This window comes from Actinoplanes ianthinogenes, assembly GCF_018324205.1.
GTDB lineage: Bacteria > Actinomycetota > Actinomycetes > Mycobacteriales > Micromonosporaceae > Actinoplanes > Actinoplanes ianthinogenes.
Window position 1 is genome coordinate 2,331,707 of the sequence record NZ_AP023356.1, and the last position, 26,395, is coordinate 2,358,101.

Annotated in this window: 21 protein-coding genes and 1 pseudogene; 4 read left to right on the forward strand and 18 right to left on the reverse strand. The window is 71.4% G+C overall.

The window, feature by feature from the left end; translation table 11 throughout:
• Positions 1 to 55: 55 nt before the first annotated feature.
• Together aroQ and aroB are read right to left on the reverse strand one after the other, a co-directional pair.
• Positions 56 to 475 (reverse strand): type II 3-dehydroquinate dehydratase, encoded by a 420-nt coding sequence (aroQ, locus tag Aiant_RS10725; RefSeq protein WP_189333352.1) that lies wholly within the window; start codon positions 473 to 475, stop codon positions 56 to 58.
• Complete coding sequence (gene aroB, locus Aiant_RS10730) at positions 472 to 1,593, reverse strand: 3-dehydroquinate synthase (protein ID WP_425322689.1); 1,122 nt, start codon at positions 1,591 to 1,593, stop codon at positions 472 to 474. The genes aroQ and aroB overlap by 4 nt, the downstream gene beginning before the upstream one ends.
• 51 nt (positions 1,594 to 1,644) lie before the next feature.
• Here aroB and Aiant_RS10735 point away from each other — a divergent pair, with 51 nt between their 5' ends.
• Positions 1,645 to 4,911 carry an NACHT domain-containing protein gene (locus Aiant_RS10735; RefSeq protein WP_189333350.1) on the forward strand — a complete coding sequence of 1,089 codons (3,267 nt, stop codon included), beginning with the start codon at positions 1,645 to 1,647 and terminating at the stop codon, positions 4,909 to 4,911.
• Between the two features lie 3 nt (positions 4,912 to 4,914).
• On the opposite strand, the gene Aiant_RS10740 is transcribed toward Aiant_RS10735, so the two are convergent.
• Positions 4,915 to 5,418 carry a shikimate kinase gene (locus tag Aiant_RS10740; RefSeq protein ID WP_189333349.1) on the reverse strand — a complete coding sequence of 168 codons (504 nt, stop codon included), beginning with the start codon at positions 5,416 to 5,418 and terminating at the stop codon, positions 4,915 to 4,917.
• The gene (gene aroC / locus Aiant_RS10745) at positions 5,418 to 6,596 is read right to left on the reverse strand and encodes a chorismate synthase (protein WP_189333348.1); all 1,179 of its coding nucleotides are present in this window, start codon (positions 6,594 to 6,596) and stop codon (positions 5,418 to 5,420) included. Before aroC ends, Aiant_RS10740 begins: the two co-directional genes overlap by 1 nt.
• Before the next feature lie 170 nt (positions 6,597 to 6,766).
• On the opposite strand from aroC, the gene Aiant_RS10750 reads away from it, so the two are divergent.
• The gene (locus tag Aiant_RS10750; protein WP_229830714.1) at positions 6,767 to 8,047 is read left to right on the forward strand and encodes a multidrug effflux MFS transporter; all 1,281 of its coding nucleotides are present in this window, start codon (positions 6,767 to 6,769) and stop codon (positions 8,045 to 8,047) included.
• Positions 8,048 to 8,512: 465 nt separating this feature from the next.
• Here Aiant_RS10750 and Aiant_RS10755 read toward each other — a convergent pair whose 3' ends face one another.
• The 8 genes from Aiant_RS10755 to Aiant_RS10790 form a co-directional block, all read right to left on the reverse strand.
• Positions 8,513 to 9,382 (reverse strand): shikimate dehydrogenase, encoded by an 870-nt coding sequence (locus Aiant_RS10755; protein WP_189333346.1) that lies wholly within the window; start codon positions 9,380 to 9,382, stop codon positions 8,513 to 8,515.
• A 122-nt stretch (positions 9,383 to 9,504) separates the two neighbouring features.
• The gene (gene mltG, locus Aiant_RS10760) at positions 9,505 to 10,701 is read right to left on the reverse strand and encodes an endolytic transglycosylase MltG (protein WP_189333345.1); all 1,197 of its coding nucleotides are present in this window, start codon (positions 10,699 to 10,701) and stop codon (positions 9,505 to 9,507) included.
• Between the two features lie 138 nt (positions 10,702 to 10,839).
• The gene (mltG, locus tag Aiant_RS10765; protein WP_189333344.1) at positions 10,840 to 12,030 is read right to left on the reverse strand and encodes an endolytic transglycosylase MltG; all 1,191 of its coding nucleotides are present in this window, start codon (positions 12,028 to 12,030) and stop codon (positions 10,840 to 10,842) included.
• On the reverse strand, positions 12,031 to 12,492 hold the full coding sequence (gene ruvX, locus Aiant_RS10770) for a Holliday junction resolvase RuvX (RefSeq protein WP_189333343.1): 462 nt from the start codon (positions 12,490 to 12,492) through the stop codon (positions 12,031 to 12,033).
• A 237-nt stretch (positions 12,493 to 12,729) separates the two neighbouring features.
• Positions 12,730 to 15,411, reverse strand: coding sequence for an alanine--tRNA ligase (gene alaS, locus Aiant_RS10775; RefSeq protein ID WP_189333342.1), 2,682 nt, complete (start codon positions 15,409 to 15,411; stop codon positions 12,730 to 12,732).
• A complete protein-coding gene (locus tag Aiant_RS10780; protein WP_189333341.1) occupies positions 15,408 to 15,698 on the reverse strand; it encodes a hypothetical protein in 291 nt (96 codons plus the stop codon). The genes alaS and Aiant_RS10780 overlap by 4 nt, the downstream gene beginning before the upstream one ends.
• A gap of 15 nt (positions 15,699 to 15,713) precedes the next feature.
• The gene (locus Aiant_RS10785) at positions 15,714 to 16,163 is read right to left on the reverse strand and encodes a DUF948 domain-containing protein (RefSeq protein ID WP_189333340.1); all 450 of its coding nucleotides are present in this window, start codon (positions 16,161 to 16,163) and stop codon (positions 15,714 to 15,716) included.
• An 80-nt stretch (positions 16,164 to 16,243) separates the two neighbouring features.
• Entirely contained in the window at positions 16,244 to 17,212 is a 969-nt protein-coding gene (locus Aiant_RS10790) for a hypothetical protein (protein ID WP_189333503.1), read from the reverse strand.
• Positions 17,213 to 19,468: 2,256 nt separating this feature from the next.
• On the opposite strand from Aiant_RS10790, the gene Aiant_RS10795 reads away from it, so the two are divergent.
• The gene (locus Aiant_RS10795; protein WP_189333502.1) at positions 19,469 to 19,708 is read left to right on the forward strand and encodes a hypothetical protein; all 240 of its coding nucleotides are present in this window, start codon (positions 19,469 to 19,471) and stop codon (positions 19,706 to 19,708) included.
• Here the strand turns inward: Aiant_RS10795 and Aiant_RS46460 are convergent.
• On the reverse strand, positions 19,705 to 20,049 hold the full coding sequence (locus Aiant_RS46460) for a hypothetical protein (protein WP_280528265.1): 345 nt from the start codon (positions 20,047 to 20,049) through the stop codon (positions 19,705 to 19,707). The genes Aiant_RS10795 and Aiant_RS46460 overlap by 4 nt on opposite strands.
• A 39-nt stretch (positions 20,050 to 20,088) precedes the next feature.
• Complete coding sequence (locus tag Aiant_RS10805; protein ID WP_189333339.1) at positions 20,089 to 20,322, reverse strand: hypothetical protein; 234 nt, start codon at positions 20,320 to 20,322, stop codon at positions 20,089 to 20,091.
• 907 nt (positions 20,323 to 21,229) lie between these two features.
• Here Aiant_RS10805 and Aiant_RS10810 point away from each other — a divergent pair.
• Complete coding sequence (locus tag Aiant_RS10810; RefSeq protein WP_189333338.1) at positions 21,230 to 21,529, forward strand: hypothetical protein; 300 nt, start codon at positions 21,230 to 21,232, stop codon at positions 21,527 to 21,529.
• A gap of 1,112 nt (positions 21,530 to 22,641) precedes the next feature.
• On the opposite strand, the pseudogene Aiant_RS10815 reads toward Aiant_RS10810, so the two are convergent.
• The 4 genes and pseudogenes from Aiant_RS10815 to Aiant_RS10830 all read right to left on the reverse strand — a co-directional run.
• Positions 22,642 to 24,000, reverse strand: a pseudogene (locus Aiant_RS10815) (replication-associated recombination protein A); the annotation flags it as partial.
• Between the two features lie 128 nt (positions 24,001 to 24,128).
• Positions 24,129 to 24,344: a hypothetical protein gene (locus Aiant_RS10820; RefSeq protein WP_189333336.1), complete on the reverse strand. Its 216-nt coding sequence runs from the start codon at positions 24,342 to 24,344 to the stop codon at positions 24,129 to 24,131.
• An 81-nt stretch (positions 24,345 to 24,425) separates the two neighbouring features.
• The gene (locus Aiant_RS10825; protein ID WP_229830712.1) at positions 24,426 to 25,652 is read right to left on the reverse strand and encodes an MFS transporter; all 1,227 of its coding nucleotides are present in this window, start codon (positions 25,650 to 25,652) and stop codon (positions 24,426 to 24,428) included.
• 44 nt (positions 25,653 to 25,696) lie between these two features.
• On the reverse strand, positions 25,697 to 26,287 hold the full coding sequence (locus Aiant_RS10830; protein ID WP_189333335.1) for a helix-turn-helix domain-containing protein: 591 nt from the start codon (positions 26,285 to 26,287) through the stop codon (positions 25,697 to 25,699).
• Between the last annotated feature and the right edge of the window lie 108 nt (positions 26,288 to 26,395).

Genomic DNA, 26,395 nt, shown 5'->3' on the forward strand with positions numbered 1-26,395 from the left:
CGAATCGGTGACCGAACCACTTTACCGGCGATGACCTGGTGAGGGCGAATCGGGTCTACCGGCAGATGTGCTCCAAAGCGAGCCGGTAACCGTCGATACCGAGCCCGGCGATCACCCCGGTGGCCACCGCGGAGATGACCGAGTGGTGCCGGAACTCCTCCCGCTGGTGCACGTTCGAGATGTGCACCTCGATCAGTTTGCCGCGCAGCATCGCGCAGGCGTCCCGGATCGCGATGTTGTAATGCGTCCAGGCGCCCGGGTTGAGCACCACGTCGGCGCCCTCGTCGGCGGCCGCGTGCAGCCACTCCAGCATCTCGTGCTCGGCGTTGGTCTGCCTGATCGTGACGGAAGCGCCCAGGTCCTCGGCGACGGTCTGACACATGTCGACCAGGTCCTGATATGTGGTTTTGCCGTAGATGTCCGGCTCCCGGGTGCCGAGCCGGTTCAGGTTCGGCCCGTTCAGCACGTAGATCATCGCGCCACCGCCTTGAAGGCCTGCCGCAGCAGCTCGTCGTCCGGACCCGCGAGAATGCCCGGTTTCGCCAAGCCGTCCAGAACCACGAAACGCAAGGTAGCGGCCCGCGTCTTCTTGTCGACGCGCATGCCGGCTGCCAAGTCGGTCCAGGCGCTTTCAGCGTACGTCGTGGGCAGGTCCAGTGTTTCCAAGATCTTTTTATGGCGGGCCGCCGTCGCGTCGTCCAGCCGCCCGGACAACCGGCCCAGCTCCGCCGCGAAGACCATGCCGACCGCCACCGCGTGCCCGTGCTTCCAGGTGTACCTCTCCCGGCGCTCGATCGCGTGACCCAACGTGTGCCCGTAGTTCAGGATCTCCCGCAGGCCGGACTCCTTGAGGTCCACCCCGACCACGTCCGCCTTCACCTGGATCTTGCGCTCGATCAGCTCGCGCAGCACGTCACCGCGCGGATCGAGGGCCGCCTCCGGATTCTCCTCGACCAGCTCCAGGATGCGCGGGTCGGCGATGAAGCCGCCCTTGACCACCTCGGCCAGACCGGCCGCGATGTCCTCGCGCGGCAGGGTGTCCAGCGCGTCCAGGTCGCAGAGCACGCCGGCAGGCGGGTGGAAGGCGCCGACCAGGTTCTTGCCGGCGGCGATGTTGACCGCGGTCTTGCCACCGACGGCCGCGTCGACCATGCCGGCCACCGAGGTGGAGACCGGGATCCAGCGGACACCGCGCAGCCAGGCCGCCGCGACGTAGCCGGCCAGGTCGGTCGTCGCGCCGCCACCGACGCCGACGACCACGTCCGTGCGGGTGAAGCCGGCCGCGCCGAGCTCGTCCCAGCACCGGGCCGCGACCTCGACGCTCTTACCCGCCTCGGCGTCCGGCACCTCGATCATGACCGTCTGCCGCTCGGTGACCGCGGCCACCGCCTGAGCCCGCTCCCGCAACGTCGGCGGATAGATCACCGCCACCCGCGCCGCCCCGTCGAGCAGGCCGGGAAGCTCACCATTGAGACCACGACCGACGATCACGTCGTACGGACGGTCACCCTGCACCGGAATTCGCGTCACCACGGCCGTCACCCTATCCGTGGCGCGGCATCCTGTTCGCGATGCTCCGGGTGGTTCCGCCAGGTGGGCGGTCCCTGGTTGCCGAGGGTGCCGGGAGTTTCTACCGTGCGTGGAGTGACCACTGTTGAGGCGGCACTCCTGAAGGTCGGGCAGGCGGTTGTCACGCCCTTCTTCAAGCACTGGCTCGGCGCCAGGAGGTCCGAACGGGAACGGTCTCTGCCGCTCAGTGACCTGCTGCAGCAGCGGGCCAAGGATGAGTTCTCCCGGCGGCGGGGGCAGCGGGAGATCGACGCGGTGGTCGACGAGGTGGGCGAGCGGCTGCAACCGCTGATCCGGACCAGATTCGCCGAGCTGCCGGAGAACGAGGTGGTCTCCGCCCTTGAAGCGGTCGCGGACACCTTCGTCCGGGCGGACCTGAGCGACGACGCGCTCTTCGCCGCCGACCTCCAGCCCGGTCGTCTCCTGCCCCACCTGCGGTCCGCCGCGCCACCGGCGGGGCTGTCCGATCTCGGGTCACGGCTCTATGACGTGGCGCTGGAGGACTGTGCGCGCTGCTTCACCCAGTTCGTGGTGCAGACCGCGCCGTTCACGAGCCGTGCCCAGGTGGAGATCCTGTCCCGGCTGTCCGAGGTGACCGAACTGATGACCGAGGCGATGCACCGACTCGCCCTCGCTGTTCCGGACTCCACCACCGATTTCCTCTCCAGGTATCGGGACTTCCTCACCAAGAAGCTCAACACGCTCGAACTGGTCGGCCTGGACACCCAGTACCGGCCTCGCACCACCCTGAGCGTGGCCTACATCAGCTTGGCGGTCACCGGCGACAGCGCGGCCAGCCGTTCGCAGCGCGTGTTCTGGGATCCGGGGCTGCTTCGTCATGCCCGCCTGGACGGCACCGGCTCGGAACGGGTCGAGCAAGCACTCGCCCGGCGCACCCGGACGCTCATCCGCGGTGAGGCGGGCGCGGGCAAGTCGACCCTGCTGCGGTGGCTCGCTGTGACCGCCTCCGCCGAGGGTTTCACCGGCGCGCTGTCCGACTGGAACGGCCGGATCCCTTTTCTGGTCAAGCTGCGTAGCTGGCCTGACGCGCTGCCCACCCCTGAGCAGTTCCTGACCGGCATCGCCGATCCCGTCGCGGGCGCGAAGCCCCGCCAGTGGGTGACTGAACAATTCCGCGGCGGCCGGGCGTTACTGCTGGTGGACGGCGTCGATGAGGTACCGGTGGAGCGGCGTGCCCACGTCCGCGGGTGGTTGCGGGACCTGCTGATCGCGTACCCGGACGCTCTCGTCGTGGTGACTTCCCGGCCACCGGCCGCGCCGGTCCGCTGGCTGGAAGCCGAGGGCTTCGAGCCGCTGACCCTGGATCGTCTTTCCCCCGCCGACGTCCGAGCCCTGATCGATCAGTGGCACCGGGCCGCCCGCGCCTCGCCCGCTCTGCCTTGCACGCCGTCTGAACTCGCTCGATATGAGCAGGCGTTGCTCACACAGTTGGCCGCCAACCGCCATCTGTCCCGTCTCGCCGGGAACCCCCTGATGGCAGCCATGCTGTGCGCCCTCAATCTGGACCGCCAGACGAACCTGCCGCCCGACCGGATGGGCATCTACCAGGCCGCCGTGGACATGCTCCTGCACAAGCGGGACCAGGACCGGGGTGTCACCACAGCCCTGCCCGACATGACCGTCTCGGAGAACCTGCAACTGCTACAGGACTTGGCCTGGCGGATCTCGTTGAACAACCGCTCCGAGTTGTCGCGCGAGGAGGCGGAGGCGTACGTGAGCCGCCGGCTGGCCGGAATGCACCGGATCACCGCACCGGCTGAAGCTGTGCTGGAACACCTCGTCGAGCGCAGCGGTGTCCTGCGAGAGCCGGCGGCGGAACGCGTCGACTTCGTCCACCGGACCGTTCAGGAGTATCTGGCTGCCAGAGAGGCGGCTGAGCAGGCGATGGGCGGCCTGCTGGTGAGTCAGGCGCACCTCGACGGATGGCGCGAGATCATCATCATGGCGACCGGGCTCGCGAACCGGCCGATGCGTACCGAGATCATCGCGGGCCTTCTCCACCGCGCCGACACCGAGCCGCGACATCGCCGGGCCCTGATTCTGCTGGCCACCTCATGTTTGGAAGCCCTTCCCGCACTACCGCCGGAGTTGCTGGTCAGGGTGGAGGACCGGCTGTCGAGCCTGCTGCCGCCCCGAAGCCTTCCCGAGTCGAGGTCGCTTCAGCCGGTCGGTGAGCCTTTGCTCCGACGCCTGGACGGCGACCCCGCGAGGCTCAGCGAGGCGCAGGCCGCGGCGACGATCGCCACAGCCGCGTTGATCAACGGACCACGAGCGATCGAGATCCTGACGCGCTTCACCCACGATCCGCGCAAACGAGCGCAGCTCGAACTGATCAAGTCGTGGAAGTACTTCGAGCCCCACGAATATGCGGAGCGCGTGCTCGCCGACGCACCGCTGAATGACGGCGAGGCGAGCGTCACGGAGCCCAGCATCCTCGCCGCCACGGAGCACCTCCGCAATTTGACCGATCTCCAGGCGTTCTTCGATACCCGATGCGATCTCGAGGCTCTCTCGCCGCTCCCCCACCTGAAGTGGCTCCATCTCCGCATGGGCTGGGCCGGTCGGCTGGCCACCCTCGAACGCCACCCCAGCCTGGACAACCTCATGATCACGTCGGACAACCAGTCCCCGACCGCGGCGGAGATCCGCTCACTGGCCCGTTTGCGACGCCTGCGAGTCCTGACCCTCTACGCACCCGGCAGTGTCGATGCGCAAGCGCTGCTCACCATCGCGACGATGAGCTCATTGCAATACCTCAACCTCAGCCTGCGAGAGGTGAGCGATCTGAGCCCGCTCGCCGCGCTGCCGGATCTGAAAGGTGTCTACTTCGACGGTGGAAATATCGAATCGCTGACGGGTCTGCGGGGCTGCCCCATCAATACCCTGGGCTTCGGCTCCATGGAACGACGGCCCACCGTACCGGACGGCGACTGGGGAGCCGCCTTCCCTCATCTCGAACACCTGAACTTCTGGAACGGCGATCCGCCCGATCTCGGGTTCGTCGCAACCGTCCCCACCATGCGGAGTCTGCGAGTGACCCACGCCGACTCGCCGACGGTGCGTTCCCTGCAATCATCGAAGTCGCTGACGAAGCTCATGTTCGAGTTCGACGAGCAGTCACCGGATCTCAGTCCATTCCTGCGGCATCACCAGGTGAGCTCGTTGGCTCTCCGATCACCGGGGAGCCTGGACCTGTCCCCACTGGCCGGCTGGCGGGGCGGCCCCCTGCGGATCGTCGTGCTTCGCCGCCAGCAGATCAGCGGACTCGAAGTGCTTCCGGCAACGATCCGTCTGTCACGTCGGCCTGCGCTGGAGTGGTAGAACTCAGCCGACCAGCAGGGTGACGACCTCGGTGGCGATCTCGGCCGGCTCACGGCCGTCGGTGAGCACGGTGTGTGTCGCGACCTCGGTGTACAGCGGCCGCCGCTGATCCAGCAGGAACTTCATCGTGGCGCGCGGGTTCATCGCCAGCAGCGGCCGACCCGCCCCCAGCCCGACCCGCTTGATCGCGTCGGCGAGCTCCACCGACAGGAACACCACCGTGTGCTCCAAGAGCAGCTTGCGGGTGGACTCGTCCATGATCGCGCCACCGCCCAGCGACAGGACGCCGTCGTAAGAGGCCAGCGCCTCGGCGACCACGGCCCGCTCCAGGGCGCGGAACGCCGGCTCGCCGTCCTCGACGAAGATGTCCGGGATCGATTTGCCCGCGTGTACCTCAATGATCGAATCCGTGTCGGCGAAGCCGACGCCGAGCGCGGCCGCGACCGTCTCGCCCACCGTGGTCTTGCCGGCGCCGGGCGGGCCGACCAGGACCGCGCGCGGCGCCATCAGCGGATCACCAGGGCGTCGAGGTAGGACGCCAGGTTACGGCGGGTCTCGGCCACCGAGTCGCCGCCGAACTTCTCGGTCGCGGCCTCGGCCAGCACCAGCGCGACCATGGCCTCGGCGACCACCGCGCCGGCCGGCACGGCACAGACGTCGGAGCGCTGGTTGATCGCGGTGGCCGGCTCGCCGGTGGTGATGTCGACGGTCTGCAACGCCCGGTTCAGCGAGGAGATCGGCTTGAGCGCGGCGCGGACCCGCAGCGGCTCACCGTTGGTGATGCCGCCCTCCAGGCCGCCGGCCCGGTCGGTGACCCGCTTGACGCCGTCCGGCGTCGGGACGATCTCGTCGTGCGCGACCGAGCCGCGCGAGCGGGCCTGGGTGAAGCCGTCGCCGATCTCCACGCCCTTGACCGACTGGATCGACATCAGGGCGGTGGCCAGGCGGGCGTCGAGCTTGCGGTCCCACTGGACGTGCGAGCCCAGGCCCGGCGGAACGTTGTAGGCCAGCACCTCGACGATGCCGCCGAGCGTGTCGGCGTCCTTTTTCGCCGCGTCGACCTCGGCGACCATCCGGGCGCTGGCCTCCGGGTCGAGGCAGCGCAGCGGGTCGGCGTCGATCCGGTCGAAGTCGTCCGGCGTCGGGATCAGGCCGGACTTGGCGGCGACCGAGCCCAGCTCGATCACGTGCGACACGATGTCGATGCCGAGCGCCTGCTTGACCAGCTGCTTGGCGACCACGCCGACGGCGACGCGGGCCGCGGTCTCCCGGGCGCTGGCGCGCTCCAGGATCGGGCGGGCGTCGGTGTGCCCGTACTTCTGCATGCCCGCCAGGTCGGCGTGCCCCGGGCGGGGGCGGGTGAGCGGCGCGTTGCGGGACTGCTGGGCGAGCACGTCCGGGTCGACCGGGTCGGCCGACATGACGGTCTCCCACTTGGGCCACTCGGTGTTGCCCACCCGGATCGCGACCGGGCTGCCCAGGGTGAGCCCGTGCCGGACGCCGCCGATGAACTCGACCTCGTCCTGCTCGAACTTCATCCGGGCGCCGCGCCCATAACCCAGGCGACGACGGACGAGGTCACGGGTGATGTCCGCGCTCGTCACCTCGACCCCGGCGGGAACACCCTCCAGCAGCGCGACGAGCGCCGGTCCGTGCGATTCACCTGCAGTAAGCCAGCGCAGCATGGCTGAAGTCTAAAGACGCGCCCATCCCGCCCCCGAGCCAGGCAGGCTGATCCCGCTCTCCGGACATCTTCGGGTACGCCCGGAGCGTCACGTCCGCACACCGAGCGTGACGACCGTCACCAAACAGCGCAGGCTGGAAGATGCCGGTCCGGGGCCGACTTGTCGTGGACGTGGCCGAGACACGTGACCTGACCCTGCCCGACGCCGGCCGCTCCCCCGGTGAGCTGCTCCCGTTCGGGCGCCGCCTGCGGATCGTCCTGGTGCTCGGCTTCCTCAGCGCGCTCGGGCCGCTGACCATCGACATGTACCTGCCGTCGCTTCCCGCGATCACCACCGACCTGCACGCCGGCGCCGCCGCCGTGCAGCTCACCCTCACCGGTACCCTGGTCGGCCTGGCGGTCGGCCAGCTGCTGATCGGCCCGCTGGCCGACGCGGTGGGCCGGCGGGTGCCGCTGCTCGCGGGGATCGCGGTGCACGTGCTCGCCTCGGTGTGCTGCGTGTTCGCGCCCGGACTGGCCCTGCTCGGCACGCTGCGGGTGGTCCAGGGCCTGGGCGCCGCGGCCGCCGCGGTGATCGCCATGGCCATCGTGCGGGACCTGTTCGACGGCACGGCCGCGGCCCGGCTCTTCTCGCGCCTGATGCTGGTCGTCGGGGTGGCCCCGATCCTGGCGCCGACCATCGGCGGCCTGGTGCTGAACTGGGCGTCCTGGCGGGGCGTCTTCGTGGTGCTCGCCGCCGCGGGCGTGGCGATCATGACGGCCGCCGCGGTGGTGCTGCCCGAGACACTGCCCCGGGAGCGGCGGCGCAACGGCGGCCTGCGGGGCACGGTCCGCGATTACGGCAGCCTGTTCTCCGACCGCGTCTACGTGGGGCTGATCCTGGTCGCCGGGCTGGCCATGGCGGCGCTGATCGCGTACGTCAGTGGTTCGTCCTTCGTCTTCCAGGACGAGTTCCATCTGAGCGAGCAGCAGTTCGCCCTGATCTTCGCGAGCGGCGCGATCGGCCTGATCGGCGCCACCCAGTGCAATGTGCTGCTGCTGCGCCGCTGGAGCGCCCAGCGGATCCTGGCCGGGTCGCTGCTCGCCGGCCTCGGCTTCGGCCTGATCCTGCTGCTCACCGCGGCGACCGGGCTGGGCGGCCTGTTCGGCGTGCTGGTGCCGCTCTGGCTGGTGCTGGCCATGGTCGGCCTGGTCATGCCGAACGCCCCGGCGCTGGCCCTGTCCCGCCACGGCGAGGCGGCCGGCACCGCGGCGGCCCTGCTCGGCGCGGTCCAATTCGGCGTCGGCGCGCTCGCCGCCCCCCTGGTCGGCGTGCTCGGTGTCGGCGCGGTCGCCATGGCCATCGTCGTCTTCGGCGGCATGCTGGCCGCCACCGCGGTCGGTTTCCTGGTGGTCCGCCCGCACCGCCTCCCGGTCGACGACACGGTCCCGGCCCTCGCGGTCGCCCACTGACCACCTGGTTGTGATCTCCGGAACCACCCACGGACAGTGAAGACATCCCGTGTGCCAGGGGTGTCAAGCGGCTTGGCCCTATCCCGCGTCTGCCAGGGCGCTGGGGACCAGCCGGGGAGTGTCGGGCTGGTCCTGATGGCCCTATCCGGACATCGGAAAGGGCGCTGAGGACCAGCCGGAGAGTGTCGGGCTGGTCCTGATGGCCCTATCCGGACATCGGAAAGGGCGCTGAGGACCAGCCGAGGGGTGTCGGGCTGGTCCTGATGGCCCTTTCTGGGGGTGGGAAAGGGCGCTGGGGGCCAGCTCGGGGGTTGATCTCCGGAACCACCCGCGAACAGTGAAGAGGGCGGTGATCGCTCTGGACGCGCCAGCGGCCAGATCACCGCCCTCGGCCCGCGCGGGAGCATGCGGTCCGCACCCCGGCGGACCCGCGTATATAAAGATCTTGAAGTTGATCGTGCGGAGCTAGCCCGCGCGATGGCGGGCGGCCTCGTCGAGGGCGGACCGCATCGCCTCCTCCGGCGCCTCGACGCCGGTGAACTGCTCGAACTGGCTCAGCGCCTGGGCCAGCAGCAGGTCCAGGCCGGAGACCACGGCCAGACCGGCGGCGGCGGCCGAGGCGGCCAGCGGGGTCGGCCACGGGTCGTAGAGCGCGTCGAACAGGACCGTCCCGGGCCGCCAGGTCACCTCGCCGGCCAGGTGGTCGGCCGCGCCCTTGGGCACCGTGGAGATCACCGCCTCGGCGTCGAAGGCGGCCGGGGCCCCGGCCCAGTCGGCGCCCTCCAATTTCAGGCCGAGCGCGCCGGCGACCGGCTCCAGCTCGGCCCGCGCCTCCGGGCGGCGGGTGACCACGGTGACCACCTCGGCGCCCAGCTCGGCCGCGGCGGCCAGCGCGGCTCGGGCGGTGCCACCGCCGCCGAGCACGGTGACCCGCGGCGGCGCCTCCTTGACCGCGTGCCGGCCGGTGCTCGTGCCGATCCCGGCCTCGCGCAGCACCCGGACCATGCCGGGGATGTCGGTGTTGTCGGCGTGCCAGGCGCCGTCCGGCTGCCGGACCAGCGTGTTCGCCACACCGGCGGCGATCGCGGCCGGGGTGGCGGAGGTGGCGAGCTTGAGCGCGGCCTCCTTGAGCGGCATGGTCAGCGACAGCCCGGCCCACTCCGGCCCGAACCCGGCGACCAGGCCGGGCAGCTCCGCCTCGGCGCACTCGATCGCCTCGTAGGTCCAGCCGGTCAGGCTCGCCGCGGCGAACCCGGCCCGGTGGATCACCGGAGACAGTGAGTGCGCGATCGGCTTGCCGAGGACGGCCGCTCGTCGCGAGCTGGTGGTCTGCACAGCGGTCCGTCCTTGTCCTCGTCGAAGGGTCGCCGCCGTATTTTACGGAACCGGACGACCGATGCGATGGCGCCGGGCCCGTCGAGATGGTGCCCGGCGGGGCCGGCGCCGCGGTGATCGCCTCAGCAGAGCGGGATGCCGTTCGCGCAGGCCTTCAGCCGGTTCTTGTCGTGTTCGGCGCCGTTCTTGCCGTACGCCATGGTCCCCTTGGTGTCGATGCTGATGAAGTAGTAGTACGGGAAGTTGTTCGTCGGGCTCATCGCGCCCTTGAGCGCGGCCTCGCCCGGGTTCCCGATCGGGCCGGGCGGCAGACCCGGCTTGTCGTGCGTGTTGTACGGGTTCTTCGGGTTGTGCAGGTCGGCCTGGGTCAGTTTCTCGGACGGCTTGACGTTCTTGCCGCTGATCCGCAGCCAGTAGTTGACCGTGCTGTCCAGGCCCAGGCAGCGGCAGCCGGCGTCGAAATCGGTGTACGCCCGGTTGTAGATCACCCGGGACACCTTCGGCATGTCGACGTCCTTGAGCGCCTCGGCCTGCGCGATCGACGCCACGATCAGCGCCTGGTAGGGCGAGATGCCGCCCCGGGTCTTCTCCACCGTCGGGATGAACTCCAGCCGCTCCATCTCGCTGTTGAAGTTCGCGATGATCGTCTTGAGCACCTCGGTGGCGTCCGCTTTCGGCGACAGGTCGTAGGTCGCCGGGTAGAGGAAGCCCTCGATGTCGGTCTTGTTGACCGGCTTGCCGTCGCTGCGCTTGAACCAGGACGCGTCGATGCCGAGCGCGACCGGATCTTTCGCCGCCTTGGCGAACTCGGCCACCGGGATCTTGGTGGCCTCGGACAGCTTCTGGAAGGTCTGCTGGTACGACAGGCCCTCGGGGAGGGTGACCTTGTTGACCCAGCGGTTCTTCGGGTCGAGCAGCGCGGCGACGGCGTCGCTCGCCTTCATCTCGACCTTCAGCTTGTACCAGCCGGCCTGGATGTTCTTGCTGCGGCTGTTGTCCTTGGCCGCGTTGGTGAACGCGTCGACCGAGGCGACCACCTTCTGCTGCACCAGCGTGGTGCCGATGTCGGTGGCCGACTGCCCGGTCTTGATCTCGACGACCGCCTCCGCGCCGCCTGGGCCCGCGTAGTCGTCGTCGACGAAGAAGCCTTTCACCTTGCTGTACGCGTACCACCCGCCACCGGCGAGCAGGCCGAGCAGCACCAGGGTCACGAAGAACGCGATCGCCGAGCGTCCGCCCCGGCCCCGGTTGCGGTGCCGTGTCACGGCCGGCTGCGCCTGTTCCTCTTCCTCCAGCACCGCATCGAGATCGTCAAGCATTTCTGCCTCCGTCGCGTGTCCAGCATCCAAGCCCCCGGCTGGAACTACGACGCGAAGGGTGCCACGAATCGACCTTCGGCGCTACCTCACGACAGCGGCCGACCGGGATTTCCCGGCCGGCCGTCAACCGCCGAACAGTCAGTTGCCGCAGAGCGGAATGCCGTTCTTGCAGGCCTTCCGAATGTTCGCCTTGTGGTCGTCGTTGGTCTTCCCGTAGGCCATCGTGCCCTTTTTGTCGATCGTCACGAAGAAGAAGTAATCGTTCTTCGGCGCCTCGATCGCGCCCTTCAGCGCGATCTCGCCGGGGTTGCTGATCGGACCGATCGCCATCCCCTTGACGTCGTAGTTGTACGGGTTCTTCGGGTCGTGCAGCTCGGACGCCAGCAGTTTCTCCGACGCCTTGGCGTCCTTACCGCTGATCCGCAGCCAGTAGTTCACCGTGCTGTCCAGCTGCAGGCAGCCGCACGGGAAGGTGCCGAGGTAGGCGCGGTTGTAGAGCACGCGCGCCACCGGGCCCATGTCCTGCGGCAGCAGCGCCTCGACCTGCGCGATCGAGCCGGCGACCAGAGCTTCGTACGGTGAGATGTTGAACTTCGACGCCTTGTTGGCGAAGTCCAGCTTCGTCATCTCGTTGTTGAAGTGCTCGATGATGATCTTCAGGATGTCGGTGGCCGTGGCGTCCTTGGGGAACTCGTAGGTCGCCGGGTACAGGAAGCCCTCGATGTTGGCCGGGTCGACCTTCTTGCCGTCGCGGCGCTTGAACCACATCGCCGGGACGCCCAGCTTCTGCGGGCTCTTGGCGGCCTTCTTGAACTCGGCCGCCGGGATCTTCGTGGCCTCCGACAGCTTGTCGAAGATCTGCAGCGAGATCAGGCCCTCCGGGATGGTGACCTTGTTGACGTTCTTGTTCTTCAGGTCGAGCAGCATCACCAGCGCGTCGGCGGCCTTCATCTCCTTGCGGAGCAGGTACGATCCGACCTGGATGTCCTTGCTTTTCGGGTTCTCCTTGGCGGCGTCGACGAAGGCCGCGGCGCTTTTCACCACACCCAGCCCGTAAAGGGTGTTGGCGATCGCCGTCGCGCTGTCGCCGGACTTCACCTCGACGACCACCGAACCGGTCCCCGGACCCGGATAATCCTCGGCCGAGAAGAAGCCCTTCACCTTGCTGATCCCGAAGTAGGCCCCGCCGCCGAGCACGCCGAGCAGCACGATGACCAGGGTCATCGTGAGCAGGGTGCGACCGCGGCCACCGCCTTTCCGCTTGCGGTGCCGCCATCGGCCCGGGTCCTCGCCGGCCCCGTCGAACGCTTGATCCAACTCGTCGATCAATTAAGTCTGCCTCCGCTGCGCGTCCAGCCAGCCTTGCAGGATCTCCACGGCGGCCGCCTGATCGACGACCGCACGCTGCCGACGCCCGCGGACGCCCCGTTCGCTCAGCCTACGGCTGGCGACGACGGTCGACATCCGCTCGTCGGAGAGCACGACCGGCCGCGGCGCGAGCACCTCGGCGAGTCGTTCCGCGTACGCCCGGACGTGGCCGGCCGCCACGCCCTCCCGTCCGTTCAGCGCCACCGGGAGCCCGACCACGATCTGGATCGCGTCGTGCTCCTCGGCCAGCCGGGCCAGCTCCGCCAGGTCGGTGGGGAGCTTGTCCGCGCCGGCCTGCTGGTCCCGTGCCACGGTCGCCACCGGACTCGCCAGGATCCCGTCCGGATCGCACTTGGCGACCCCGACACGCACCTGTCCGACGTCCACCCCGAGGCGTACCCCTCGGGTGAAGCCGTGCGTCACGCTCTCTCCCTGCACACCAGCAACCCGCGTCTCCCTGTCCCCGGCCAAGTCTTTCGAAAGGCGAGGAGAACCTCTTATCAACGAAAGTCCATGAAAGGCTCCCGATCGCGGGCAAGCTTAACCGCTTCGGCCGCGGATACGAGGGCCCCCTGCACCGCCGCTGAGAATTCTCAAGAAAAAGGAAAGGATCCGTCGCGCTGCGCGACGGATCCTTTACCAAACCGGCGGTCAAACGATTCAGTTCGCCTCGGTCAGCGCCTTCTCGACCGCGGCGAGCAGGTTCGGCGCCTCGGCCGCCGGCACGCCGCCGCCCTGCGCCAGGTCGGCGTTGCCGCCACCCCGGCCGGACAGCGCGCCCTTGACCAGGTCACCCGCGGACAGGCCACGACCCTTCGCGGCCGCGTTGATCGCCACGATCAGGGTCGCCTTGCCACCCGAGCGGGCGGTCACCGCGACCACCGCCGGACGGGCCGGGTCGAACTTGCCACGGATGTCCTGGGCCAGCGTGCGCACGTCGTTGCCGCCCGCGCCCTCCGGCGCCTCGGTCCCGACGTACGCCACCCCGCGCAGGTCCTTCGCCTGGTCGACCAGCGCGCTCGCGCCGGCCAGCACCATCTGGGCACGGAGTTTCTCCAGCTCCTTCTCCGCGTCGCGGAGCGCCGTGACGGTCTGCTCGACCCGGTCGGCGACCTGGTCGCCGGGCACCCGGAACAGGTCGGCCAGGCGGGACACCAGCAGGTGCTCCTTGGCCAGGAAGCCGAACGCGTCGATGCCGACCAGCGCCTCGACCCGGCGCACGCCGGAGCCGATCGACTGCTCGGTGAGAATTTTCACCAGGCCGAGCTGGCCGGAGCGGGCCACGTGGGTGCCACCGCACAGCTCGCGGGCGTAGTCGCCGACCTCGACGACCCGGACCTCGTCGCCGTACTTCTCGCCGAACAGCGCCATCGCGCCGAGCCGGCGCGCCTCCTCCTGCGAGGTGACGAACGCGTTGACCTCCAGGTCACGCAGCAGCACCTCGTTGATCTGCTGCTCGACATCGAAGAGCACCGACGGGTTGACCGCGCCCGGGGTGTGGAAGTCGAACCGCAGCCGGCCCGGCGCGTTCAGCGAACCCGCCTGGGTGGCCGACTCGCCGAGGAAGTTGCGCATGGTCTGGTGCACCAGGTGGGTCGCGGTGTGCGAGCGCGAGATCGCCTTGCGGCGGGTCACGTCGATCTCGGCGAGCCCGCTCTCCCCGGCGCGCACCTCACCGCGGATGACCCGCGCCTTGTGCACGATCAGGCCGGGGATCGGCTGCTGGACGTCGACGACCTCCAGCTGGCCGCCGCCCACCTTGATCACGCCGGTGTCGGCCTGCTGGCCGCCGCCCTCCGCGTAGAACGGGGTGGTGTCCAGCACCAGCTCGACGAAGTCACCCTCGCCGGCCACCTCGACCCGGCCCCGGTCGGTGATCAGCGCGCGGACCCGCGACTCCCGGGAGATCTCCTGGTAGCCGGTGAACTCGACGGTGCCGCCGGCGTCCAGCGCGGAACGGTACGCCGAGAGGTCCGCGTGCCCGGTCTTGCGCGCCGCCGCGTCCGCCTTCGCCCGGGCCCGCTGGTCGGCCATCAGCCGGCGGAAGCCCTCCTGGTCGACGTCCAGGCCCTGCTCCTGGGCGATCTCCAGGGTCAGGTCGATCGGGAAACCGTACGTGTCGTGCAGCTGGAACGCCTTGTCGCCGGAGAGCTGCGTCTTGTTCGACGCGCGGGTCTCGGAGATCGCGGTGTCCAGGATCGTGGTGCCCGACTTCAGGGTGGCGAGGAACGCGTCCTCCTCCGCGTACGCGTACGTGGAGATCCGCCCGAACTCCTCGGCCAGCTCAGGGTACGACGGCGACATGCAGTCCCGCGCGATCGGCAGCAGCTCCGGCAGCGACGCGCCCTGCCAGCCGAGCAGGCGCATCGCCCGGATCGCCCGGCGCATGATCCGGCGCAGCACGTAGCCGCGGCCCTCGTTGGACGGGACGATGCCGTCGCCGATCAGCATCAGCGAGGTGCGCACGTGGTCGGCGATGACGCGCAGGCGTACGTCGTCGGGGTGGCTCTCGCTGGCCGCGTGTCCCGAGTGCGCGCCGTACTTCTTCCCGGTCATCTCCGCCGCGCGGGACAGGATCGGGCGGACCTCGTCGATCTCGTACAGGTTGTCGACGCCCTGGAGGATCGACGCGATGCGCTCCAGGCCCATGCCGGTGTCGATGTTCTGCTTGGGCAGGTCACCGACGATCCGGAACTCCTCCTTCGACTTCACGTCGGTGATCTCGTGCTGCATGAAGACCAGGTTCCAGAACTCCAGGTACCGGTCCTCGTCGACCTCCGGGCCGCCCTCCTTGCCGTACGCCGGGCCGCGGTCGTAGTACAGCTCCGAGCACGGGCCCGCCGGGCCGGGGATGCCCATCGACCAGAAGTTGTCCTTCTTGCCGCGGCGCACGATCCGCTCGGCGGGCAGGCCGGTCTGCTTCCAGATCTCGATGGCCTCGTCGTCGTCGAGGTAGACGGTCGCCCAGATCTTCTCCGGGTCGAGGCCGAAACCGCCCTGATCGACCGGTTTCGTGGACAGCTCCCACGCCAGCGGGATCGCGCCCGCCTTGAAGTAGTCGCCGAACGAGAAGTTGCCGTTCATCTGGAAGAACGTGCCGTGCCGGCTGGTCTTGCCGACCTCGTCGATGTCCGGGGTGCGGATGCACTTCTGCACGGACGCCGCCCGCTGGTAGGGCGGGGTGCGCTGGCCCAGGAAGAACGGCACGAACTGCACCATGCCGGCGTTGATGAACAGCAGGTTCGGGTCATCGATGGCCGGCAGCGGGGCACTCGGGACCACCGTGTGCCCGTTCGCCTCGAAATGCGCCAGAAAGCGCCGCTTGACTTCCGCCGTCTTCATCGAAATCCCTCCTGCGAACCGGGCTGCTCGTCCTCGCGCAGCTCGGCGAACTTGTCCTCATAGAGAACGCCGTCGGCGAATGCCTGGGCGATCTCCTGTTCCCGCTCGGCCATACCGTCGCGGACGTCTTCCACGAAGCTACGCACCGACTCGACGAGCCCGCCAGCGGATTGCGATAGCGACGTGGCGATCCCGGTGGGGGTGAACTCCTCGGCCTTCTGCGTGAGCTTGCGCACGACGAGGGCGCCGACGGCCAGACCGACACCGAGCCAGAGCAGGCGTTTCATAACGGCGATCCCCTCTCAGCGGCCGGCGCGGCGACGGCGCTTGAGCTCGGTGCGCACCTCGCGGTCCTCCTCGGCGGCCCGCCGGGCGGCGGTGGCCTTGCGCAGGCCGTACCCGAACGAGGCGACCTTGACCAGCGGGTTCGCCGCGGCGGCGGAGACCACGGTGACCAGGTTGGCCACATTGGCCGTGATGTTCTGCGCGTGCTCGGTCATCGTGTCGACCTTGGCCAGCTGCAGGTTCACGCCGTCCAAAGAGACCTGAACCTGGCCCAGCGTGCTGTTCACCGTCTCCACCGTGGTGTTCACGTTGCCCAGCAGCGGTCCGGTGCGGTCGGTCACCTCATTGATCGCCCGGGTGGCGGCGTCGACGGTGCGGCCCAGCTTCAGGATCGGGAAGGCCAGCACGACGACGAGCATCAGGAAGGCGCCCGCCGCGATCAGACCAGCGATTTCTCCGGCGTCCATTAAGCGCGTCTCCTCTTCGGGTGGTCACGGGTTCGGCGGGGACAACGTGCAGACCCTACCGTCCGTGACCACCACGCGCTTCACGACGCCTGGGGTGTCGGCTCCAAGAGTGGATCGGAGTCGTCCAGCGTCGGATTCGGCGTCACACCGACCGGCCCCGGGTTCCTGTCGACCTTGCCCCGCTCGTCACCGATCTCGTTCTGCACCTTGATGCTGACCGTCGACCCCTCACACTTGCCCGCCCCGGCCTCACCGGCCTCGGCCGCGTCGGTCCCGGCCAGCGGCACCGCGTCCTGGGCCACCTGGTCCACCGCGCAGCCGGGCAGGCTGACCAGCAGGTCCAGATTGAACTCGTCCCGCTTCCAGCACGAGTAGAGGCCGTTCTCCGCCGGAACCTTGACCTCCGGGCAACCCTTGACCTGCCAGGGCTTCCAGCCGGCCGCGGTCAGCGCCTTGGTGTAGGCCTCCGAGGTCTCCTTGAACGGGTGCTCCGACTCGGCCAGCCGCTCCCGCAGCCGGCACTCGAGGAAGCACCAGCGACTCCCGTTGGCCACGTCCTGCGGGTTCTTGTCCGCCCAGGCCGGCACGTCCAGCGCGTCCAGGGAGGAGAAGACCGGGTCGCTGCTGACCGCGCGCAGCCCGAAGAAGGCCGGCAGCACCAGGAGCACGACGGCGGCCAGGGTGGACAGGGTGATCAGCCGGAGGCGTCGCTGGGTGCGCAGCTTCTGGCGCAGCTCACCCCGGAGACCGCCGTCAGCTTCCGGTTCGCTGTCGCTCCCGGACATTTTCGGTACGCCCGGAGCACTGCTCGCCCGAGCCACCGCGATCGTCCCGGTCCCGTTCCCGGTCCCGAACCCGTCCTCCGGCCCGAAGCCGCCCTCCGCCCCGAAGCCGTCCTCTTGCCCGAACCTGTCTTCCGGCCCGAAGCCGTCCTCTTGCCCGAAGCCGTCCTCCGCCCCGAACTCGTCGCCCGGTCCGAAGCCGTCCTCCGGACCGAACCCGTCTTCCGGGGCCTTGCCGGGTGCCGGCACGGAAGCGGTGCCCGGCACCGAGGCCGATCCCGCGCCCCGCGGCACGACCGCGCTTGCGGGCACTGCGGCGGCGCCTCGGCCCGGACCGCTCGGACCGGCTCCGGGAACGCTGGCAGCACCCCGCCCCGGACCGGCTCCGGGCACCGCGGCAGCACCGCGACCCGGACCGTTCCCGGGCACCGAGGCAGCACCTCGGCCCGGACCGTTCCCGGGCACCGAGGCAGCAGCTCGGCCCGGACCGTTCCCGGGCACCGAGGCGGCAGCTCGGCCCGGAGCTGCCGGGCCGTTGCCGGGCACGGCGACGGACGCCGCGCCGCGCGGGCCGTTCGCATCCGGCGTGTCCTGCGCGGGCCCGTTTCCGGGCACCGCCGCTGTTCCGGGGCGCGGCGGCAGACCGCTCGGGCCGCCGGGCTCCGGAGCGTTGCCGGGCACCCGGGCAGCTCCGGCACCGCGCGGCGGACCGCTCGGGCCGCCTGCCTCCGGACCACCGGGTCCGCCCTGGCCGGGCATCGGGACCGACGCTGCGCCACGTCCCGGGCCGTTTCCGGGCATGCTCGCGGCACCCGCGCCAGGCACCCGCGCGGAGCCGTTCCCCCGTCCACCGGCCTGGCCGTTCCCACGACCGCGGCCCGCGCCGCCGCCGGGTCCGTTACCGGGCCTGCCCGCGGGGCCGTTGCCCTGCATACCAGCCGAGGCGCTTCCCGAGCCGTTACCGGCCCTGCCCGCCGGGCCGATGCCCTGCACGCCAGCCGAGGCACTTCCCGAGCCGTTACCGGCCCTGCCCGCCGGGCCGATGCCCTGCACGCCAGCCGAGGCACTTCCCGAGCCGTTACCGGCCCTGCCCGCCGGGCCGATGCCCTGCACGCCAGCCGGGGCGCTCCCCGGTCCGTTACCGGGCGTGCCGCTGGCCTGCATGCCTGCCGGCGCGCTCGCCGGTCCGTTACCGGGCGTGCCGCTGGCCTGCATGCCTGCCGGCGCGCTCGCCGGTCCGTGACCGGGTGCGCCTGCCGGGGCGCTTCCCGAGCCGTTGCCGGGCGTGCCCGCCGAGCCGTTGCCCTCCGCACCTGCCGGGCTGCCGCCCGGGACCCGCGCCGAGCCGCTGCCCGGACCACCCGGGCCCGGCACGGAGGCGGCGCCGGCGACACCGGCCCGTCCGGGGCCGCCCGCAGGCCGGCCCCCGCGCCGCGCGGCCGCCGGTGAGACCGGTCCGCTGGCCATACCCCGCTCGGGCATGCCCGTCCCGGCCGCGAAGCCCTGGCTGTGGTCCGGTCCCGGACCCCGTCCACCGGCAGGTCCGTCCGGGCCGCCGGGCGGGAAGGCCTGACCCTGGCCGGGACCGGCCGGGCCACGGCCAGGACCCTGGCTCTGCTCCGGTACCGCCCGGCGGCGGCGCCCACGTGCGGTCGGCTGCTCCGGCCCACCCGTGCCCGCCGCGAAGGCCTGGCTCTGCTCGGGGCCACCCACGCCCGGCGGGAAGCCCTGGCTCTGGTCCGGGCTGCCCATACCGGCCGGGAAGCCCTGGCTCTGGTTCGGGTTACCCATGCCCGCCGGGAAGCCCTGGCTCTGGTTCGGGTTACCCATGCCCGCCGGGAAACCCTGACTCTGCTCCGGACCACCGCGCCCAGCCGGGAACGCCTGACTCTGCTCCGGACCACCCCGCCCAGCCGGGAAACCCTGGCCCTGTTCCGGACCACCCCGCCCAGCCGGGAAACCCTGACTCTGCTCCGGACCACCGTGGCCGGCCGGGAAGGCCTGGCTCTGGGTCGGACTGCCCATACCGGCCGGGAAACCCTGGCTCTGGTCGGGACCGCCTCGACCGGCGGGGAAACCCTGGCTCGCCTCGGCCGGGGCGCCGACCAGGTCGGCGAAAGGTGAATCGGCGGCGATCCGGCTGCCCGGCGCCTCGCCACGCTTGCGTCGGCCCGGACCCGCCTGACCCGGTACCGAGACGGCGCCGCCCGGAGCCGGGTTCGCGTCCGGCCGGCCGGAATCCAGCGCGCGCCGGTCCGTGGTGAAGCCGTCCTCGTCCGGCTGGAGCTGGCCGTTGTTGGTGCGCTGGCCGGGACGCTGGATGACACCCGAGGTGCTCTCCGCCATCGCGCCCGCGCGACCGGGAAGGGCCGGGGCACGCTTGCCCTGCCGACCCGGCACCACCGGCGGCACGACGGCCGCGGCCCGGACCGGTCGACCGTCACCGGGGCCGATCCGCCGAGGACCGGGAACGCTGCCCGTGCCCGCTCCCGGCTGGTCCGGTCCCTGCGGTCCGCCGGGTCCATGCGGGGCTTCACCCGGCCGGCCGGGCATACCGCCCGGTCCGCCGGGACCGCCTGCACCACGCTGTCCAGCGCCCGGACCACCGGGTCCACGCTGACCAGCACCAGGACCGCCGGATCCACGCTGACCAGCGCCCGGACCATCGAGTCCGCCTGCACCATGCTGACCAGCACCGAGACCGCCAGGACCACCGGGACCACCCGGAATGCCGGGACCACCCGGAATGCCGGCACCACCTAGACCACCGGGGCCACCCGGACCACCGGGGCCACCGGGACCGCGCTGGCCAGCGCCCGGACCGCCAGGGCCCCGCTGACCGGCACCCGGGCCGCCGGGAACCGCACCGGGGCCACGTTGCGGGCCGCCTTGGCCACCGGACGGGCCTCGCTGGCCGGCGCCGGGGGCGGCTGCCCCGCGCTGGCCGGGACCCGGATTGCCGGGCGCGCTGCCCGGAATGTTCTGCGGGCCGCTGCCCGGTTCGGCGGCGCGCCGGCCACCCCGTCCTCGCGGGGCGTTGCCGGGGCGGACGAATCCGTGCTGGCCGGTGTCGCTACCCGCTTCGCGGCCGTCCGGTGCCTCATGGCGTCCGGTGCCCTGCTCCGGCACGGCGGTGTGGCCTGCTAGATGCCCAGCCGGGCCGTCCGGTTGCGCATGCGCACCGGAAACCGGCCGCGCCGAACCACCACGCACACCACCCGAACCGCCAGCAAACCCATCCGGCTGCGCATGCGCACCAGAAACCGGCCGCGCCGAACCACCACGCACACCGCCGGAACCACCAGCAAACCCATCCGGCTGCGCATGCGCACCAGAAACCGGCCGCGCCGAACCACCACGCACACCGCCGGAACCACCAGCAAACCCGTCCGGGGCCGCATGCGACGCAGCGGCGTGCGAGGTCGGCGCACCGGACACCGGGCGCCCTCGTCCGCCGTAACCACCGTCCTGCGCAGAATGCGCGCCGTCTCCGTAACCGGCCGCCGCGCCGTCTCCATAGGCACCGGGCGCGCCGTCGCCGTAACCGCCGCCCGCGCCGGAAATCTGGCCCGGGCCGGCAGTGCCGTAGACACCGGCCTGGCCCGCGGCTTCGGCGCGGGCTCGGCGGTTGCGTCCTCGGCTGGTCCGTTCGACGGGTTCTCCCGGGGCGCCGCCGCGACCGCCGCGGGCATCCTGGTCGGCGCCCGGGATGGGGCCGGTCTGGTAGACGCTCGGCGGGACCGGGTCGGCCTGGTAGACGCTCGGGGGCACGGTGTCACGCGGGAAGCCGCCACCGGCCGGCGGGATCGGCCCGGTCTGATAGACCGCGGGCGGGATCGGGCCGGACTGATGCGCGTCGCCACGGAACCGGTCGCGGGCGGGACCGGCCGGGGAGGTCGGGCGAGGTCCGGGGGAGACCGGACGTACGCCGGAAGTCATCGCACGAGGATCACCGTGAGTCGCGCCGCGCGGATCGACCGGCGCGGCACCTCGCGGATCCGCCGCGGGACGCGTTCCGGGGATGTCCGGAGCGTTCCCGGAACGCGGCACGACCTGCGGCGTTGCGGGATCGGGATAGCCCGGAGCGCCACCCGTCTCGGACGCCATACCGGACCGGCCGGGTGAGACCGGCGCTCCGGGCATCCCCCGGCGGGCAGCCGGAGGCACCGGAGCGGCGGGAATCTGGCCCGGCGGCATCTGGCCGGGCGACACCGGGTTCGGCGGAAGCTGACCGCCGGCACCTCCCTGACCGGCGGCACCGCGCTGGCCGGGCGGCATCTGCCCGTGCGGACCGGGCCGTCCCGGCACACCGCCGGACGGCATCTGACCGGGCGGAATCTGACCGGGCGACATCTGACCGGGCCGCACGGGACCGGGCGGCACCTGACCCTGCGGACCAGGCGCACCGCCAGGCTGCCCTTGGACCTGCGGGCCCGGACGTCCAGGCGGCACCTGACCCGGGATCGGACCGGACATCTGACCGGGCATCTGCGCCGCGCCCTGCCCACCGGGGACCGGGCCGCCACGCTGGCCAGGAGGCATCTGCCCCGGCGCACCCGGGCGACCACCCATCGGACCGGGTGAAACCTGCCCCGGACCGACCGGCCCGCCACGCTGCGCGGGCGGCATCTGCCCAGGACCCTGCTGCCCCGGGTGCAGCGGAACCGAGGCCGCACCCGGCTGACCGGGACCGCCGCTCGGACCGGTCCGCCGGATCGGCGGAGCCTGCCCGGCACCGGGAACCGCCGCCCCGGCCACGCCAGGCGCCCCGCCACCGGCCGGACCACCCGAAACCGGCCCGGGACGCTGCCCGGGCGCGGGAGAACGCTGGGCCGGACCCGCATACTCACCGGAACCGGCCTGCCAACCCGGCGCGGGCGGACGGTACTCCCCGGAAGCGGCCTGCCACCCGGGCGCCGACCCGTCGCCGCCCTGCTCGAAGCCGCCGCCGAAGACCGGCCCGTCGTCGGCCGGCTGCTCGTCCGGACCGGGCGCCATCCGGCCTGACTTGCTGGTGCGGGCCTCACCGGGCGCGGTGCCGGGGCCGATCGCGCCGCCCTGCTCCTTGGCCGACCACAGGTCGTCGAGCCAGCCGGTCTCCTCGCGCGGGACCTCGACCGCCTCGGCCGGTTGCTCGGCGCGGCCACGCCCGAAGCGGCGGCCCTTCTTGCCGCCGCCCTGCCCGGCGTCGTCGTCGGGCCGTTCGGCTCCGCGCGGAGTCACGGCTGTTCCTTCCCGGCGGCGTCGCCGCTCTCGTCTGACCGCATCTCGTCACCCTCGGCATCCGGCTCGGCCGCTGCCGCACCCGATCCCGTCACCGCCGCTGGACGATCCGCGGACCCACCCGGCCCGGAACCGTCCCCTGCCTTTGGACGATCCGCGAGACCATCCGGCCCGGAACCATCCACCGTCTCCCCCGCCTCCGCCGCACCGGCCGAGGCGGAAACCGCCGCACCGCCCGTTTCCGGCACGCCACCGGAAGCGGATGCCTCCGCTTCGGCTCCCGCTGTAGCGGAAACCACCGGACCACCAGCGCCCGGTCCACCGGAAGCCGGCGACCCGGCCACCGATCCGGAGGCCACCGGCGACTGTGACGCATCCGAGCCGGAAGCACCACCCGCCGCGCGGTCCGCAGTCTCCGCCGAAACGCCACGAGAATCCGAAACGCCACGAGAATCCGCAGCGCCACGGGAACCCAGCCCCCGCACGATCCGCCGCAGACGTGGCACCCGCTCGCCGACGGCCCGCTCGGCCCCGTGTTCGGTCGGCCGATAGTAGTCGGTGCCGACGAGATCGTCGGGGACGTACTGCTGGCGGACGACGCCTCGCGGGTCGTCGTGCGGGTACCGATAACCGCGACCGTGACCAAGACCACGTGCGCCGGAGTAGTGCGCGTCGCGCAGATGGATCGGCACCGGCCCGCCCCGCCCGGCCCGCACGTCGGTCATCGCCGCGCCGATCGCCGTGGTGACACTGTTCGACTTCGGCGCGGTGGCCATGTGCACGACGGCCTGTGCCAGGTTGAGGTGGGCCTCGGGCATGCCGATCAGCTGCACGGCCTGGGCGGCCGCGGTGGCGACCAGCAGCGCCTGCGGGTCGGCCATCCCGACGTCCTCGCTCGCGAAGACCACGATGCGCCGGGCGATGAACCGCGGATCCTCGCCGGCCACGATCATCCGGGCCAGGTAGTGCAGCGCGGCGTCCGGGTCGCTGCCCCGCATGCTCTTGATGAACGCGCTGGTCACGTCGTAATGCGCGTCGCCGTCCCGGTCGTAGCGCACCGCGGCCACGTCGACCGCCCGCTCGGCCGTGGCCAGGTCGATCTCGGCGGCGCCCTGCGCGATCGCGGACGCGGCGGCGGCCTCCACGGCGGTCAGCGCCTTGCGCACGTCGCCAGCGGCCAGCCGTACGAAATGGTCCTCCGCCTCAGGCGTGACCGTGACCGCGCCGCCCAGCCCGCGCGGATCGGTGATCGCGCGCCGGATCAACCGGCGCACGTCGTCCTCCTGGAGCGCCTGGAGGGTCAGCAGGACGCAGCGGGAGAGCAGCGGGGAGATCACCGAGAAGTACGGGTTCTCGGTGGTGGCGGCGAGCAGCGTGACGGTCCGGTCCTCGACCGCGGCGAGCAGCGAGTCCTGCTGGGTCTTGCTGAAGCGGTGCACCTCGTCGATGAACAGGACGGTCGGCGGGCCGCCGCGCCGGCGCTCGGTGCGGGCCGTGTCGATCACCGCGCGCACGTCCTTCACCCCAGCGGTGAGCGCGGACATGGCCACGAACTTGCGGTCGGTGGCGTGCGCGACCAGGTGCGCGATCGTGGTCTTGCCGGTGCCCGGCGGACCCCAGAGGATCACCGACATCGGGCTGGAACCGGTCACCAACTGCCGCAACGGGGCACCGGGGGCGAGCAGGTGCTGCTGCCCGACGAGCTCGTCGATGCTGGCCGGGCGCATCCGGACGGGGAGGGGCGCATCAGCCGCGGGAGTGCCGAAACCGGCGGCCGGGGCCGCTGTCGTCAGGTCCGGCTGCGCGAGTGAGAAGAGCCCGTCCATTTCCATCGCAACCGACAGTACCGGCCTCCCGAGGCCGATCCGAAATGCGACCTCACCACCTGTGGACACGCTCCCGGCCCGCTAACGCACCGCTACAGAGCGTGTGCGCGCGGGCCGGAGAGGAGCGCGGTGGATCAGCCGCGGCCGGGGCGGCGGCCGTAGAAACGGCGACCCGAACCGGAGCCGACCGCCGGGCCGCTGCCGACGCCCGCCAGGTACAGGGCGAGCAGCAGCAGGCCGAGCGAGGCCATGGTGGAGAAGTTGAACAGGTCGGGGGCGCCGAAGTTGGTGTTCAGCAGGTCGGCGAGCAGGTAGACACCGAACACGACGGCAGCGGCGATAGCAAGCATCAGGTTCCTCCGGGGGTGAGAGCCGATGTCGGGCTGGTACCCCCATCGATGGGTTCCCGAAACAAGGGTCCCTCCGGTGGATCACGTGCGGGTGAGGCGAGGTTCCGGTGGCAGCGCCGCGTGGTCCTCCCGGCGAACCCTCGGTGTCACCAGATAGAGGGGGGCGGCCGCGGCGAGCACCACGCCGCCGATCACGATCGCGGCACTGACGCTCACGCTCTGTGCGACAGCGGTCAGCAGGATCGCGCCGACCGCGAAGCCGGGCTGACCCACCATCGAGTTGAGCGAGAGCAGGCTGGTCCGGAACTCCCCCTCGGCCTGCCGGTGCAGCAGGGCGCCGTGCACCGGGGAGGACGCGCCGTGCACCGTGTAGGTGAGCAGGAAACCGGTGATCACGCCGACCGGGCCGGCCAGCAGGCCCATCGCGACGATCGTCAGGCCTTGCAGGATCCGCAGCGCGAATCCGGTCCAGGCGGTGCCGATCCGCCTCATCAGCAGCGGGATCAGCGCCGCGCCGACCGCCGAGGCGCCCCACGCGGCCGAACTGACCGGGCCCATCAGGGCGGCGGCGGCCTGGTCGCCCGAAGTCACCTCGGCGAGCCGGATCGGCATCAGCTTCTCGAACGTCACCATGCCGAAACTCCACAGCAGCTCCACCATGATCAACGCGAAGACCACCCGGGACCGGCGGACCAGGCCGAGCGCCGAGCCGATAGCGACCGGCACGCCGCGGAGCGAGGCGATCAGGGCCGCCCGGCCGCGAGCCGGACGATCCTCGTGCATGAGCAGGGCCACCGCCACCGTGCTCAGCAGGCTGAGACCGAGAGCGATCACCACCGGCACGGTCAGCGCGCTCATCGATCCGATCGGCCCGAGCCAGATCAGACCACCGCTGACCAGGGCGCCGGCTGCGACGGCGAGACTGAGCGCGACCGCGCCGTGGCTCAGGCCGGTCTCGATGTCGGCGTCCCGGTCGACCGCCAGCGACTCGTCGACGAACCAGGAGTCCAGCGGGCCGCTGTCCAGCGCCCGGAAGATGCCCTGGAGGAACCAGGCCACCCCGAACAGGGCGACCGTGTCCGCGAAGCTCATCACACTCAGCGAGACCAGGTTCACCGCGCCGGCGATCAGCAGCACCGGCCGCCGGCCGAGCGCGTCGGCGAGACCGCCGGTCGGCAGCTCCAGGACCAGGACGGTGAGGCCCTGGACCGCGGCGGTCACCCCGGCCTGCGAGATGGTCAGCCCGCGGGACAGCGGCAGCAGCGTGGTCAGCGGGATGGTCAGCCCGACCGGGAGCCACCGAAGCAAGATCAAGAGCAAATACCTGAAACGGATTTTCCGTACGCCCACAGTCATGCGCCCGCCTCCGCGTCGGTGACGCGCGGCAGACCGGCGACGTAGAGGGCGACCGGCCGGGCGTCCGGAGCGGGATCGTCCAGCCCGAGCCGCCGGTGCCGGTCGATGACCTGCTCGATCTCCCGCAGCAGCGCCTCGGTCTGCGCGGCGCCCAGGTGCAGCATGTAGTCGGAGATCTCGGCGGCCTCCTGCCAGGCCTCGGGCTCGGCGGGCATCGCGCGACGCCAGTTCCGCGCGAGCTCGACGAGACGGTTGACCTGCTCCGTCTCCAGCCAGTCGGCGGCCGCGGTGGCCTCCGGGTCCCCCTCGTAATAGCTGCGCCGGAAGCTGGACATGTCGTGGGCGGCGCGCCACCAGCGCTGCCGGCCGGACCCGGGGCGCTCCTCCTCGATCACCAGGCCCACCTCGGCGAGCTGGCGCAGGTGATAGCTGGTCGCGCCGGTGTTGGTGCCGAGCTGCGCGGCGAGGCCGGTGGCCGTGGCCGGTCCGGCCCAGCGCAGCTGGCCGAGCAGCCGCAGGCGCAGGGGCTGGGCGAGCGCTCGGATCTGCGGGCCGCTGAGGTGTACGTGGGTGAGGTCGTCCGCCATGCATCCACAATAACTGTGCATAGCAATTGTGCAAAGAATTTGTGCGGGATCGCCGTGACCTGCGCATCTATCGACTTGAATTGAACCAGGGTTCAGGTAGCAGGCTGG